Annotated in this window: 13 protein-coding genes; 7 read left to right on the top strand and 6 right to left on the bottom strand. The window is 63.9% G+C overall.

What is annotated here, in order from left to right:
* Positions 1-3: 3 nt before the first annotated feature.
* Both HMPREF3009_RS12220 and HMPREF3009_RS12215 read left to right on the top strand, forming a co-directional pair.
* A complete protein-coding gene (locus HMPREF3009_RS12220) occupies positions 4-1113 on the top strand; it encodes a septum formation family protein (protein WP_070682216.1) in 1110 nt (369 codons plus the stop codon).
* A gap of 29 nt (positions 1114-1142) precedes the next feature.
* Positions 1143-1490 carry a metallopeptidase family protein gene (locus HMPREF3009_RS12215; protein WP_070682213.1) on the top strand — a complete coding sequence of 116 codons (348 nt, stop codon included), beginning with the start codon at positions 1143-1145 and terminating at the stop codon, positions 1488-1490.
* Between the two features lie 68 nt (positions 1491-1558).
* Here HMPREF3009_RS12215 and HMPREF3009_RS12210 read toward each other — a convergent pair whose 3' ends face one another.
* Together HMPREF3009_RS12210 and pheA are read right to left on the bottom strand one after the other, a co-directional pair.
* Positions 1559-2206 (bottom strand): histidine phosphatase family protein, encoded by a 648-nt coding sequence (locus HMPREF3009_RS12210; protein ID WP_070682210.1) that lies wholly within the window; start codon positions 2204-2206, stop codon positions 1559-1561.
* A gap of 11 nt (positions 2207-2217) precedes the next feature.
* On the bottom strand, positions 2218-3129 hold the full coding sequence (pheA, locus tag HMPREF3009_RS12205) for a prephenate dehydratase (RefSeq protein ID WP_049156889.1): 912 nt from the start codon (positions 3127-3129) through the stop codon (positions 2218-2220).
* Positions 3130-3170: 41 nt separating this feature from the next.
* Between pheA and HMPREF3009_RS12200 the strand changes: the two genes are divergently transcribed.
* The 3 genes from HMPREF3009_RS12200 to HMPREF3009_RS12190 all read left to right on the top strand — a co-directional run bounded on the left by HMPREF3009_RS12200 (position 3171) and on the right by HMPREF3009_RS12190 (position 6498).
* Positions 3171-4316 carry an amidase gene (locus tag HMPREF3009_RS12200; protein WP_070682208.1) on the top strand — a complete coding sequence of 382 codons (1146 nt, stop codon included), beginning with the start codon at positions 3171-3173 and terminating at the stop codon, positions 4314-4316.
* Positions 4313-5011, top strand: a complete 699-nt coding sequence (locus HMPREF3009_RS12195) for a CPBP family intramembrane glutamic endopeptidase (protein ID WP_046647622.1) — start codon at positions 4313-4315, stop codon at positions 5009-5011. The genes HMPREF3009_RS12200 and HMPREF3009_RS12195 overlap by 4 nt, the downstream gene beginning before the upstream one ends.
* Before the next feature lie 92 nt (positions 5012-5103).
* Positions 5104-6498, top strand: a complete 1395-nt coding sequence (locus HMPREF3009_RS12190; RefSeq protein ID WP_082254424.1) for an LCP family protein — start codon at positions 5104-5106, stop codon at positions 6496-6498.
* Positions 6499-6603: 105 nt separating this feature from the next.
* On the opposite strand, the gene HMPREF3009_RS12185 is transcribed toward HMPREF3009_RS12190, so the two are convergent.
* The 3 genes from HMPREF3009_RS12185 to HMPREF3009_RS12175 are packed head-to-tail and all read right to left on the bottom strand — an operon-like array spanning position 6604 to position 9206.
* Positions 6604-7533: a DUF5926 family protein gene (locus HMPREF3009_RS12185; RefSeq protein WP_070682204.1), complete on the bottom strand. Its 930-nt coding sequence runs from the start codon at positions 7531-7533 to the stop codon at positions 6604-6606.
* A 21-nt stretch (positions 7534-7554) separates the two neighbouring features.
* On the bottom strand, positions 7555-8259 hold the full coding sequence (locus HMPREF3009_RS12180; RefSeq protein WP_070682201.1) for a glycerophosphodiester phosphodiesterase family protein: 705 nt from the start codon (positions 8257-8259) through the stop codon (positions 7555-7557).
* A complete protein-coding gene (locus HMPREF3009_RS12175; RefSeq protein WP_070517759.1) occupies positions 8259-9206 on the bottom strand; it encodes an L-lactate dehydrogenase in 948 nt (315 codons plus the stop codon). The genes HMPREF3009_RS12180 and HMPREF3009_RS12175 overlap by 1 nt, the downstream gene beginning before the upstream one ends.
* Before the next feature lie 140 nt (positions 9207-9346).
* On the opposite strand from HMPREF3009_RS12175, the gene HMPREF3009_RS12170 reads away from it, so the two are divergent.
* Complete coding sequence (locus HMPREF3009_RS12170; protein WP_070682198.1) at positions 9347-11188, top strand: alpha/beta-hydrolase family protein; 1842 nt, start codon at positions 9347-9349, stop codon at positions 11186-11188.
* 24 nt (positions 11189-11212) lie between these two features.
* Here HMPREF3009_RS12170 and msrA read toward each other — a convergent pair whose 3' ends face one another.
* A complete protein-coding gene (msrA, locus tag HMPREF3009_RS12165; protein ID WP_070682194.1) occupies positions 11213-11863 on the bottom strand; it encodes a peptide-methionine (S)-S-oxide reductase MsrA in 651 nt (216 codons plus the stop codon).
* A 163-nt stretch (positions 11864-12026) separates the two neighbouring features.
* On the opposite strand from msrA, the gene HMPREF3009_RS12160 reads away from it, so the two are divergent.
* Positions 12027-12629 carry a superoxide dismutase gene (locus tag HMPREF3009_RS12160; protein WP_046647628.1) on the top strand — a complete coding sequence of 201 codons (603 nt, stop codon included), beginning with the start codon at positions 12027-12029 and terminating at the stop codon, positions 12627-12629.
* Positions 12630-12806: the final 177 nt, after the last annotated feature.

Genomic DNA, 12806 nt, shown 5'->3' with positions numbered 1-12806 from the left:
TCTATGAGCACTTCATCTGCGTGGCGCTCCGCCTCCGCCATCCGCGTCGTCCTCGTTGCAGCCGTGGCCGCGGCCGCCTTCATGGCGTCCTACGGCCTCTTTAGCGGCGAGCCAACCGGTACCGATTCGGCCGCACAAGGCTCCGCTGCCCCCAGCGCCGACGGCAGTCAGGCCGCCGATCCCTCCGAAGGAGAGATCGCATCCTTTACTACCGCCTCCGCTGGTTCGTGCGTGACGTGGGACATCGCCCCAGACGGCACTGCCACCGGCTTCGAGCAGACCAGCTGCGATAAGCCGCACCGCTTCGAGGTCTCCTCCCGCGAGGACCTCAGCGCCTACCCCACCAGCGAGTTCGGCCCCAATGCCAAGCGCCCCGACATCACACGGCAAAACGCCCTGCGCGACGAGCTGTGCGAAGCCCCCACGGTGAGCTACCTCAACGGCAAGTGGGATCCCAACGGCCGCTACGACATCGCCTCCATCCTGCCGCCGGCCGCCTCCTGGGAGCAGGGCGACCGCACCTTGCTGTGCGGCCTGCAAACCACCGACGCCAATGGGGTCCCCCAGGAATCCACTGGCAAGGTCAGTGAGGTGGACCAGGCGGTCGTCGCCAAGCCAGGCGAATGCCGCAAGGTGGACGAAAACCAAGTGCTCAGCACCGTTCCGTGTAGCGAGCCGCACCAGATGGAGACCGTATCCGTCATTAACCTGGCCGAGAAATTCCCCGATGGTTACCCCAACGACGAGGACATGGATAAGTTCCTCTCCGAAACGTGTACTCAGGACGCCATGGACTACCTAGGCGGCGAGGAAAACCTCTACCAATCCACGCTGCAGCCTTTCTGGGGCGCAATGAACCGCGAGTCCTGGGAAGCCGGCTCCCGTTCGGTGAACTGCTCCCTCATCCACGTCAACGACGGCCTGTTTTCCACCATTACCGGCTCCGCTGCGGAGGGACGAGATTCTCTGAACATCAACGGTGCCCCACCCACCGAGCAGCCGAAGCGCAACCCGCTGCGTGACCAGAACGCCCAGCCGGGCGGCGAGAACGCACAGCCGGCTGGCGACAGTGCCGCTCCTGCCGCCACGACTGCGCCGACACCGGCCCAATAAACCCCGACTATTTCACAGGGAGTACGCACGTGTACGAGGTCAGCGAGGAACGCTTCGAAGAGCTAGTCGGTGAGGCCCTGGATAAGATTCCGGATCGCTTCGTCGACCAGATGCGCAATCTCGTCATCCTCGTCGAGGAGGAACACCCGGATAACCCGGATCTGTTGGGGCTTTATGAGGGCGTGATGCTCACGCACCGCACCGCCTCACACACCGGCTACCTGCCGGATACCATTTCCATTTACCGGCAACCTTTGCAGGCCATGAGCAACTCGGAAGAGGAGCTGGCCCACGAGGTCATGGTGACCGTCTTCCACGAGGTCGGACACTACTTCGGTTTCGAGGAGGACCGCCTCCACGAGCTCGGCTGGGGGTAGGCGCCCAGCGGGGCGCCCAGCGGGGCGCCTACCGCGGCCACAACGAAACCTACCGTGGCCGCAGCGGGTTAGACTTCGGTATCCGCCCAGCGCTTGAGTGTCCACTGGCCAAAAGACTGCCCCTGCGGCTCCATGAGGGTAAAGCGGCAGTTCGGCATGTAGCCGGTATAGGCAAAGTCTGGGTCCACGCCGCAGGCATGTCTCGTCACTACGCGAATGGCGGCGCCGTGGCTGACGACGACTATATCCTCATCATCCTCCAGCTCCGCAGCGAGATCCTCCAACACCGGTTGGTAGCGCTCGAGCACATCCACGTAGCTCTCACCGCCAGGCATCCGGGCAGCTTCATCGCCGTCGAGCCAGCCGCGCAGCGCCACCATGTATTCGCGGTGGGTATCCTCGCTGCCACTCATTTCATGCTCACCGGCAAAGACCTCGTGCAGGCCCACGCGAACCTCCACCGGAACACCGCGCTCATCGGCGGCCTCGCCGTATGTGCGGGCGGCCAGCATCGCGGTCTGCTGGGCGCGCAGGGCAATAGAGCACACAAAGCGCACGCGGCGCCCCGCGCACAGCTCAGCCAACTCGCGGCCAACATCTTCCGCCTGGCCGCGGCCGCGCTCGGTGAGCTCGGCGCCCGGCGGGCGGGTGTCCATGATGCGGTCAATATTGGAAAAGGTCTGGCCGTGGCGCAGCAGGATGATTCTTCCGGTCATGCTTCACCACACTATTGGCCGGTGCGCGCCTGCGCTACCCATTCATCGGCCTCTTTCAACCGCGCCAAATCCCGTGGGGCCTCCCCTAGCGCCACCACGGAAGGCCAGGAACCCACGAAAACGACATCCTCCGCGCGCAACCACAGCGCCCGCAGCGCCTCCGCGACCGGCTGGTCCTCGATGTGTCCGATGAGGTCGGCATGGAAACGGTAGTTACCGAAGACGGTGCGCAGCGGACGCGATTCGATGCGGGAGAGGTCCACCCCGCGGTGCGCGAATTCCTGCAGGGCCCCAACCAGGGAGCCGGGCTCATTGGGAAGGGTGAAGATGACGGACGTCCTGTCCTTGCCGGTCCGCGCGGTGGGCTTTCCGGCCGGCCCCACGAGGACGAACCGCGTCGTGGCCCCCGCGACATCCGCCACGTTCTCCGCAAGAGACTCCAGCCCGAAGACCTCCGCTGCCCGTGCCGGGGCAGCCGCGGCATCCACCTCCCCTCGCGCCACGGCCTGCGCCGCCGCGCCATTCGACGCCGCCGGAACATAGTCCACGCCCGGCAGGTTCTGCTCCAACCAACCGCGCACCTGCTGGTAGGCCACAGGATGCGTGGAGAAGGTGCGAAGAGTCTCCGCGGAAGTGCCGGGGCGCACCAGAATGGAGAAGGACACCGGCAGGTCTACTTCGCGGTAGATCTGGACCCGGGAGCCGTCGGCAAGCGCGTCAAAGGTGGCAGTCACCGGACCGTCCACGGAGTTTTCGATAGCCACGCAGGCATAGTCCGCCGCACCTGAGCGCACCGCTGCCAACGCCTCGGCCGGCGAGTTCACCGGCAGCCCCTCGGGGGAAGCAAAGTCTGCGGCGAAGTGCTGCATCGCCGCTTCCGTGAAGGTTCCGGCGGGCCCGAGGAATGCGATGGTGGTGCTCATGACAGCAACTTTATCTCACGTAACTACTAAACTGAGCCGCCATGGACAGCACCGAGTTCACTCTGGACAAGCTGCGCGAGGATCTATCTGGTCTGGACCCCGCGGAACACGGCTTCACGTACCTCGACCTCGAGCGCCGGCCGCAGGCGCACGGGCGCTTGAGCGGCTGGATTCTCTCGGTCAAGGACCTCAATGACGTCGCCGGCATGCCCACTACGCTCGGTCATGCCGAGCGCGCCTACGTGGCGGAGGAGACCGATCCTTTCGTGCAGGAGCTTATCGACGCCGGCGCGCTCGTCGTCGGCAAATCCGCCGCGCCCGAGCTGGGCCTGCGCGTGGACACCGAACCTGTAGGCCTGGCGCACCCGGATAATCCGCTCTACCCGGGCCATACGCCGGGCGGTTCCTCCGGCGGAGCGGCGGTCCAGGTGGCGCGGGGTCTGCTGCGCGCTGCGCATGCCTCCGACGGCGGAGGCTCCATCCGCGTGCCGGCTGCCGCCTGTGGCGTCGTCGGGTTCAAGCCCGGCGGTGAGGACCTCTCGGTGCAGGGGTTCATCACGCGCAGCATCGCCGATACCGCAACGCTGCACGGCCTTCGTCCGCGCGCCCGGCGCGCCCGCATCGGAGTGCTGACGGATCCCCTCTTCGCTAACACCGAGGTGGCCCCGCACATGCTGCGCGCGGTCGCAGAGGCCACCGCCACCTTTGAAGGCGCGGGATTTGAAACCGTGGCCATTTCCCCTTACCCCCAGGCCGCGACTACCTTTGAGGCCTTTCAACACATCTTTAGCCGCCGGCTGGCCGGCCTTGACTTCGCGGAGGGTTACGCGGAGTGGATCCGTGCGAAGGGCCGGCGCGTCACGGATTCCGAATTCGCCTCAGCCCGCGCGCACGCCGCGCAGCTGCCGGAGCTGCTGGCACAAGAGTGGGAAGTCGATGCCATCTTGAGCCCCATGCTGGCCTTCGATCCGCCCCGGCGTGGGCACTTCCTGGCGCTGGAGCACCAGGCCAACTTTGATGAGCAAACGCGGTGGTCACCGTGGGGTTCGTTGTTCAACGTGGCGCAGCTGCCTGCCATCTCCGTGCCGTGGCCGGTGCGCGATCACCCGCCCGTGGGCGTGCAGTTGGGTTCAATCACGCTTGACGACGCCTCCCTTCTCGGCCTCGCCCAGGTACTTCACCCATGACCGCGCGCTCACGCCTGCGCGCGGAAATCCTCATCGTCCTCACCATCACGTTTGGTATCTCGGGCGTGCGCGCCGCGCTGCGGCTGACTGATGCCTTGCTTAACCCGGCCCCGCTCAACGAGCAATCGGTCACCATCAACGCCTCCCAATCGGCGACCACGCTGCTCGACCTCGCCTTCCAACTCTGCAGCGCCGCGGTGCTTTTCGCGTGGGGAGCGCTTGCGCTCTATCTGATCTCTTTCCCGCCCCGCCCGCGGTGGCGCGATGGTGTGCACGGCGCGGCGTTGGCGGCAGTCATTGGTCTGCCGGGGTTGGTGCTGTATTACGTGGCGCTGCACTTCGGTTGGACCAAGGAGGTGGTGCCGGGGGCTTTTGACAGTTGGATTGAGATCCCGGTGCTGCTCATCAAGTCCTTCGCCAACGCGTGGGCGGAGGAGCTGGTGGTGGTGTACTGGTTCATGACCAGGCTCAAGCAGTCTGGGTGGGCCCTGCCCGCAACGCTGGCTGCTTCCTCCATCCTGCGCGGCTCCTATCACCTCTACCAGGGTGTTTCCGCAGGCTTCGGCAATATCATCATGGGCGTGCTCTATGGCTGGTACTTCCACCGCACGGGGAAGGTGTGGCCTCTGGTCATCGCGCATTTTCTGATCGACGCCATCGCTTTCGTGGGCTACACATTGCTCTTCGGTGCTTAAGCGCGGGCCGAGGGCTCGTGGCACCGAAAAGACCACGACCGCGCCCTGTGTGAAAGGTGGGGCGGAAGTGATTTCGCGGTACAGTGTTCCCCATGACCTACCAAGGACACGATCCAGAGCGCGATTCCCGCCGCGCTGGCGATCCCCACGGCGATTCCCGCCGCGCGGGTGCCACTGGCCCGGCCCACCCCCACGGCCCGGATGGCCCGCGCGGTGCGCATGCTGCCGGGCAGGATGCCGGTGAGTTCGTCCTTGGCGCTGACGGGCAGCCCCTGCGGGATCGTTATGGACGCCCGGTGCGTCGCCGCCCCTCCGGGCAGCGAGCTAATCCCACGCACTCTTCTTCTCGCGCTCAGCGCCCCAGTGCGCAGCGCTCGCGTCCGGAGGAAACCCGCTTCGACGTCGATGCTTATATGGCTCAGCACGCATCGCCGCGCCCGGCGCCCCAGCAGAACATGCCCGCCCGGGAACCTGCCGCCGGCGCATACCGGCGAAGCCCCGACGCACCGCCGCGCAGCTACTCCCCACAGACTGCGTCCCGCGGGCGTCCTGCTCGGCGCCCGCATAGCCGCCGCAAGAAGGTCAACCCGGCCAAGCAGGTCTTCGGCTGCTTAGGCTGGCTCATCGTCATCGCCCTCGTCTTCATGGTGGCCTTCACCTTGTGGACGGATTCGCGCCTGACCCGTATCGATGCCTTGCCCTCCGAGCAGGTGACGCCGACCTCCGGGACGAACTGGCTGTTGGTGGGCTCGGACTCGCGCCAGGGCCTCACCGAGGAACAACAGGCCGAGCTGGGCACCGGCGGTGACGTAGGAGTTGGCCGCACCGACACCATCATGCTTCTGCACATTCCCGCATCCGGAAAGGCCCAGCTGGTCTCCATTCCGCGCGATAGCTACGTCGATGTGCCCGGCTTCGGCATGGACAAGGTCAACGCCGCCTTCACCTACGGTGGGCCGCAGCTGCTGACCCAAACCGTGGAACAAGCCACCGGCCTCCACATCGATCACTATGCGGAGATCGGCATGGGCGGCTTAGCCAACGTCGTGGATTCCGTGGGCGGCGTGGAGATTTGTGTCAAGGAACCCATCAACGATCCGCTCGCCGGCATCGACCTCCAAGCGGGATGCCAGAAGCTCCGCGGCCCGGATGCCCTCGGCTACGTGCGCACCCGCGCCACCGCGATGGGTGACTTGGACCGCGTCGAGCGCCAGCGCGAGTTCTTCGCCGCGCTGCTGGATAAGGCAACGTCCTTCTCCACCATCGGCAACCCCTTCAAGGCCATCTCCTTGGTCAACCACACCGCAGATTCCTTCATCGTCAACGAGAAGGACCACGTCTGGCACCTTGCCCGCGTGGCACTGTCGATGGCCTCGGGCGTGGAGACGAAGACTGTGCCGATCGGCGGCTTCCAGGACACGGTCGTGGGTAATGTCGTCCTCTGGGATGACGCCGAGGCCCAAGCACTTTGGGACTCCATGCGCTAAGGCTTCGACCGGTCGTTTCGATCAAATAGGGCTCCAAAACCTCGTGGTTTTGGAGCCCTATTTGATCGATATGTACCTAAGCCTCGGGGCGAAGGCGCCGAGGAATTAGCGCAGCGTCACCTGACGGGACTTGATGTTCTGCAGCTGCTTGCGCTCATCGGCGTCGAGGTTGGCGTCGTTGGAGATCTCCTCCTCCAACGCCTTGTTCACGCGAGACAGCTCGGCCTCGTAGGAGTCGTGCGCGACCTCTGGGTCGAGGTCAAAGACCGGGGCGATCAGACCGTGGGTGCGGAAGACACCGGCGAACTTGGTGTCCTCGCCCAAGTTGAGCTCGCCGCGAGCAGCCACGCGCGCCAGCGCGTTGAGGAAAGCATTCTCGTCATCACAGGGGCGAACCCAGCGGATGTGGGCCTTGCCGCCCCCGGCGTTAGCCCAGAAGGCGGTGCCGACAAAGCCCTCAGCCTCCTGGCCCACCTGGTAGGACTCGATGACGGAATCGTTGGCGCGCTGCAGAGCCTGCGCCATCTGCGGCGGAACCTGTGCACCCTCCGGCATCCACCACGCGAAGTCCTGGTAGACGTTGATCTCCAGTTCGGCGTCCTCTTCCAGCAGCTCCTTGAGCTCCGGCTGGGAGCCATCAGCAGCGGTGGACTCGAGGGTGGAGCCCGGCGCGTTGTTTTTCACCCAGTTCAGGGCGAAAGCCAGGTCGCGGCCCGGGTTGTGCGTGTGAGACTGCACCTGCAGTCCCACGAAGGCCTCACCACCGGATTCCTCATCACGGATGAGCGCCGCGGTAGCACCGGGCAGCACGGTAGCGACGTAAACGTCCTTGTCAAAGCCCTTGACGGACAGCTTCGCCGTTGCGGAAGGAACAAATTCCTGCAGAGCGACGAGGCTAGCCTCAGCGGCGAGCCCGCCGAAGGGGCGAGGGTCCTTTTCTAGGGCAGCGCGCTCGGCGGCGCGGGCAGCGAGCTTAGCTTGGCGGCGGGACATGCCCTCCGGCAGCTGTTCGTTCTTCTTTTTCTTCTTGGCCATACTGAACAACTTACCTGTTCATTACAGCTCAATGGCATGCAGGGCCACTTCCGGTTGGTTCGTGGCGAGAATATCCACTCCGTTGGCCCATGCCCACTTCATGTCCTCGGGTTTATCGATGGTCCACATGTACGTGGGTAGGCCGTGCGCGCCAATCGCGTCGGGCTGCAGCTTGCCGCGCAACAGCGACATGCCCAGGCCAGTGGGCTGCGACAACAGGATGTCGGGGCGGTTGAAATGGCGCTCCCAATCGCGGCGCAGGTAGATGCGGTCGACGTGCGGGGCAAGCGCCGCCATTCGACGAATAGCCCGGTGGGAAAAGGAAATCATGTGGATCCGGGGGTCGTCGAGAAGCCCTGCGTAGCGCAACCGCAGCACCATTTGTTCTTCGAGGATGTCGCCCTGCCCCGAGGGATGCTTGGTCTCAATGTAGAGGTGATGCTTCTTGTCACCGAGCATCTCAAGGAGCTCGTCGAGAAGCAGCATGCGCTGGCCGCCGCCAATCTTCAGGCGGCGCAGCTCCTCCCAGGTCAGGCGAGACACTCGGCCCGAGCCGTTCGTGGTGCGGTCCAGGGTGGGATCGTGGTGAACCACCACCTTGCCATCACTGCTCAGGCGGATATCGCACTCGATACCGTGAATGGGAAGCGCGAGCGCTTTCTCAAAGGCAAGAGGGGATAGCTCCGGATATTTCCCGGAGTATCCCCTGTGGGCGACGATCTTCACTAGCCGAAGATTTCTTCCTTGATGGTGTTGAGCGTGTTGAAGGAGTTCTCAAAGCGCTCCTTCTCGTGGTCATCGAGGGCCAGCTCGATAACGCGGTTGACGCCGGAGCGATCAACGATGGCCGGAGTGCCGATGAAGACATCCTCGTGGCCGTACTCGCCCTGGAGGTAGGCAGAGACCGGCAGCGCAACGGCCTGGTTCTGGATGACCGCGCGGGTGATGCGGGCCAGGGCCATGCCGATACCGTAGGAGGTGGAGCCCTTAGCATCGATGATGTGGTAGGCAGCGTCGCGGGTGTCCTCGAAGATCTTCTCGATGCGCTCGTTGTAGCCCGGGTCCTTCTCAGAACGGTGGGACAGAGAGACACCTGCGATGTTGGCGGAGGAGACGACCGGCAGCTCGGAGTCACCGTGCTCACCGATGATGTAGGCGTGGACGGAGGTCGGAGCCACGTCATCCATCTCAGAGAGCATGTAGCGGTAGCGGGCCGAGTCCAGAACGGTGCCGGAACCGATGACGCGCTCGTGCGGGAAGCCCGAGGCCTTCCACACTGCATAGGTCAGCAAGTCCACCGGGTTGGAGGCAACCAGGAAGATGCCGTCGAAGTCATTCTTCATGACGTCCGCCACGATGGAGTTCATGATATTGACGTTCTTGTCCACGAGCTGCAGGCGGGTCTCACCAGGCTTCTGCGCAGCACCGGCACAGATGACGACCATGGAGGCGTCCTTGCAGTCTTCGTAGGTGCCCTTGGTCACGCGGGTACGGGACGGGGCCCAAACGACGCCATGGTTGAGGTCCATGACGTTGCCTTCGAGCTTCTTTTCGTCGATGTCGATGATGGCCAGGTGGTCAACAGTGCCCTGGTTGACCAGAGCGTAGGCGTAAGCAACTCCAACGTCGCCAGCGCCGATGAGTACTACTTTGTTTCCAACATGATTTCCCATGTCTCCTATTGTGCCCCCAATGTCCGAATTTTGCTCGTTATGCGCCCGAATTCACAGGATAAGTAGTCCGATCTCACATTTTCATGTCCGATTGGGTCTGATTAGTGGCATCACTGCACGTACGGCCCAAAGCTGGTTCAATGGCCAGCATGCGTCAACTTGCGCGCCGCATCGCCCTCAAAACCGCCCGCACAGGCCTTCAGGCTGCCATCTTTTCCCTGGAGCTCATCAGCGATCTCACACCCGGCATGCGCATGACCGGCCGGCGGCGCCTGCCGCAAAATATGTGGCCCGGGATCTTCGGCGCGGAGGTAGCAACCTGGGCCGCCGTCTCCCCGTCGCTATTGCCACGCCCCTGGTGGGTCACCGCCGCCAACGTAGCCATCGGCCAAGGCGCTGGCCACCTCGCCGCCACCACCGCAGCCTTCGCCGCCAAGCGCGGGCTCCGCCTCGCTGGGCGACGCCCCCAGGACCACGTAGGCCCCACCACTCGACGTTATTCCTACTACCTGCTTGGGATCGGAACATTCATCGCGGGCATACGCTCCCTGCGCAACCAATCAGAACAAGCCCGCCTCGTGAGCAAACTTAATGACCGCGGCCCCCAATCCGCAGCGCTGGGCATGGTGGTGGGCACCGCGGGCTACGGCGCCTTGCTCATCGTCGGGGAAGCAGCGCAGATCGCCGTTACCCAGCTATCCCGCCAGGTGCAGCGCTGGCTGCCCAGGTGGATAGCGTGGCCGCTCGCCGGCGGCGTGGTTGGCTTCGCTGCGGCCGTGGTCAGCGACCGCATGGTCTGGCGCCGGCTGCTCCGCAGGGCCTCCATCCAAGGTCTGGCCCTCAATAAGTTGGTGTACCCAGGCTCCGCGATGCCCTGGGAGCCGGAACGCTCGGGAAGCCCCTGGTCCCACGAGCCGTGGACGGCCGTCGGCTCCCAAGGCAGGGCCTTCCTCGACCGCGGCCCACGCGCCCAGGACATCAAAGCGGTCATGCACTTCGAACGCGCCCACGAGCCGATCCGTATTTACATCGGTCTCATCCGCGGCCGTGGTCCGCACGCCGCCGCTCGCCACGCGGTGGCGGAGATGGAGCGTACAGGCGCCTTCCACCGAGACACCATCGTGCTGCAGATGCCCTCCGGCTCAGGCTGGATCAACAATTATTCAGTCAGCGGCTATGAATTCCTCACGCGCGGCAACTGCGCCACCGTGGCCCTGCAATTCGATTACCTGCCCTCCATGTTTTCCTACCTGGTGGACAAGAACCTCTCCCGCACTTTTGCGCGCGAGCTCATCGCCGCCGTTCATGCCCGCCTCGCGCTCTTGCCCGAGGACAACCGCCCCAAGCTGTACTTAAGCGGCGAGTCCTTAGGCTGTTATGCCATCGTGGAAAACTACGAGACGCTCGAGGAACTGCTCGACGCCTGCGATGGTGCGGTGTTCACTGGGCCGCCTCGGATGACCAGCTTCATGCGGCGCCTTCACCGCGAACGCGGTTCCTTGGAACGCCTGCCGCTTATCGACGGCGGCCGGCACCTCCGCTTTGCCGCCGTTCCGGCCCACATGGAACACGATGCCTTCGGCGAACCCTATGGCCCCTGGGAGCGCCCGCGCGTGGCGGTGGGACAGCATGCTTCCGATGCCATCGTGTGGTGGGACAGCAAGCTCATCTATGCCCGCCCGAACTGGATCCACGAGCCGACCCCGCAGACCTTGTACGCAGATACCTTTAAGAACCTGCGCTGGCACCCGTTCATCACCTTCTGGCAGGTAGCACTGGACCAGATCAACTCGCTCAACGTGCCGGGCGGCCACGGCCACAACTACTTTGAGGAAACCTTTTGGTACTGGGATTCCGTCCTCGGATCCCAAACGCGCACCCAGCTCACTCCGGAGCTCGCTGAGCGCATGCGGGACTTTGTGGAGCGCGACCAGCTCAACAAACCTTCCGACTTCCGCACGCACGTGCGCAAGCAGCTCTAGCTGCGCGCCAGTGCGCTCACTGCGCTAGCCACACTTGACGCCGGTGCTGTGATGCGGGCAGTAACCGTTGGGCACCTTGTGTAGGTACTGCTGGTGCTCATCCTCGGCCAGGTAATACTCCCCCGAGTCCGTCTCACCGAGGAGGGTGACCTCGGTGGTGGTGGCGCCGAAGCCGGCGTCGGCAAGCTTGCCCGCGTAGGAATCCACGAGCTGCTGGATCTCCGCGCGTTCCTCCTCGGTCTCTGGATAGAACGCCGAGCGGTACTGTGCACCGACGTCATTGCCCTGTCGGAAGCCCTGGGTCGGATCGTGCGCCTCCAGAGCCTTGACCACTAGGTCGCGCAGGCTCACGCGCTGCGGGTCGTAGGTAATCTGCACTGCCTCCGCGTGGTTGGTCAGCCCGCGGCAGACCTCGTAGTACGTCGGGTTAGGAGTGGTGCCGCCCGCATAGCCCACGGACGTCGACTCCACGCCCTCGGTTTCCCAGAACATCTTCTCCGCGCCCCAGAAACAGCCGATGGCAATGATGAGGGACTTCTGCCCTTCCTTCCACGGACCGGTGATAGGAGTCCCCAGGACCGCATGGGGCTGCGGGTTGTCCAAGACGGGCTCGGATCGCCCGGGAAGGGCGTCCTCCGCTGCCACCAGCTTGGGTTCTGGCTTGAAAAGAAACATGCAGGATTCTCCTTCGCGTAGTGTTGTCCTCCCCTTATACTCCGCTACGCCGCTTGCAATCCAGGTTTTCGTTCACGGCGGTTCCCATTAAAAAATTATTGTGGCCAAATCCTCATCCGCGCCCTACGATGGGGCCTCGTACCCCAAAGAAAGGATGACACAAATGGCTGTTTACGAACTTCCTGAACTCGACTACGCATACGACGCTCTGGAGCCGCACATCTCCGCTGAGATCATGGAGCTGCACCACTCCAAGCACCACGCTGGCTACGTTGCTGGCGCTAACGCTGCGCTCGAGGCTCTGGAGGAGCAGCGCAACGGCGAGGCTAACGCTGACGCTATCCGCGCTCTGTCCAAGAACCTTGCCTTCAACCTGGGTGGCCACACCAACCACTCCATCTTCTGGAAGAACCTCTCGCCGAACGGTGGCGGCGAGCCGACCGGCGAGCTGGCTGAGGCTATTAACCGCGACTTCGGTTCCTTCGAGAAGTTCAAGGCTCACTTCTCCGCTGTTGCGACCGGCCTGCAGGGCTCCGGTTGGGCAGTTCTGGGCTACGACCACGTTGCTGGTCGCCTGATTATTGAGCAGCTCACTGATCAGCAGGGCAACATCTCGGTGAACTTCACCCCGCTGCTGATGCTGGATATGTGGGAGCACGCCTTCTACCTCCAGTACAAGAACGTCAAGGCTGACTACGTCAAGGCTGTCTGGAACGTCTTCAACTGGGATGACGTTGCTGAGCGTTACGCTGCTGCTACCAAGTAAGCACTCCGGCCTCCTTTAAGGCCATATTGCTTCGACCGCGCTGGGTCCTCTTCATTGAGGCTCAGCGCGGTTTCGCGTTGTGACTCCCTCTACAGGCTTTGCGGAGGACCACCCAACCCCGATATCCAGACCACAACTGCCCGATCCGCCAAAGTTATGCGCCGTCATTGCAGATCC

It is taken from the genome of Corynebacterium sp. HMSC034H07 (genome assembly GCF_001815175.1).
In the GTDB taxonomy this organism is placed as follows: Bacteria; Actinomycetota; Actinomycetes; order Mycobacteriales; family Mycobacteriaceae; genus Corynebacterium; species Corynebacterium hiratae.
Note: the sequence above shows the minus strand (reverse complement) of the source record. Positions and strands in the feature narration are given on the sequence as shown.

Bases quoted from the DNA above. Each gene is read 5' to 3' on its own strand.
- HMPREF3009_RS12220 (WP_070682216.1), top strand. From the start codon at position 4: ATGAGCACTTCATCTGCGTGGCGCTCCGCCTCCGCCATCCGCGTCGTC.
- HMPREF3009_RS12210 (WP_070682210.1), bottom strand. From the start codon at position 2,206: ATGACCGGAAGAATCATCCTGCTGCGCCACGGCCAGACCTTTTCCAAT.
- pheA (WP_049156889.1), bottom strand. From the start codon at position 3,129: ATGAGCACCACCATCGCATTCCTCGGGCCCGCCGGAACCTTCACGGAA.
- HMPREF3009_RS12200 (WP_070682208.1), top strand. From the start codon at position 3,171: ATGGACAGCACCGAGTTCACTCTGGACAAGCTGCGCGAGGATCTATCT.
- HMPREF3009_RS12195 (WP_046647622.1), top strand. From the start codon at position 4,313: ATGACCGCGCGCTCACGCCTGCGCGCGGAAATCCTCATCGTCCTCACC.
- HMPREF3009_RS12190 (WP_082254424.1), top strand. From the start codon at position 5,104: ATGACCTACCAAGGACACGATCCAGAGCGCGATTCCCGCCGCGCTGGC.
- HMPREF3009_RS12185 (WP_070682204.1), bottom strand. From the start codon at position 7,533: ATGGCCAAGAAGAAAAAGAAGAACGAACAGCTGCCGGAGGGCATGTCC.
- HMPREF3009_RS12175 (WP_070517759.1), bottom strand. From the start codon at position 9,206: ATGGGAAATCATGTTGGAAACAAAGTAGTACTCATCGGCGCTGGCGAC.
- HMPREF3009_RS12170 (WP_070682198.1), top strand. From the start codon at position 9,347: ATGGCCAGCATGCGTCAACTTGCGCGCCGCATCGCCCTCAAAACCGCC.
- msrA (WP_070682194.1), bottom strand. From the start codon at position 11,863: ATGTTTCTTTTCAAGCCAGAACCCAAGCTGGTGGCAGCGGAGGACGCC.
- HMPREF3009_RS12160 (WP_046647628.1), top strand. From the start codon at position 12,027: ATGGCTGTTTACGAACTTCCTGAACTCGACTACGCATACGACGCTCTG.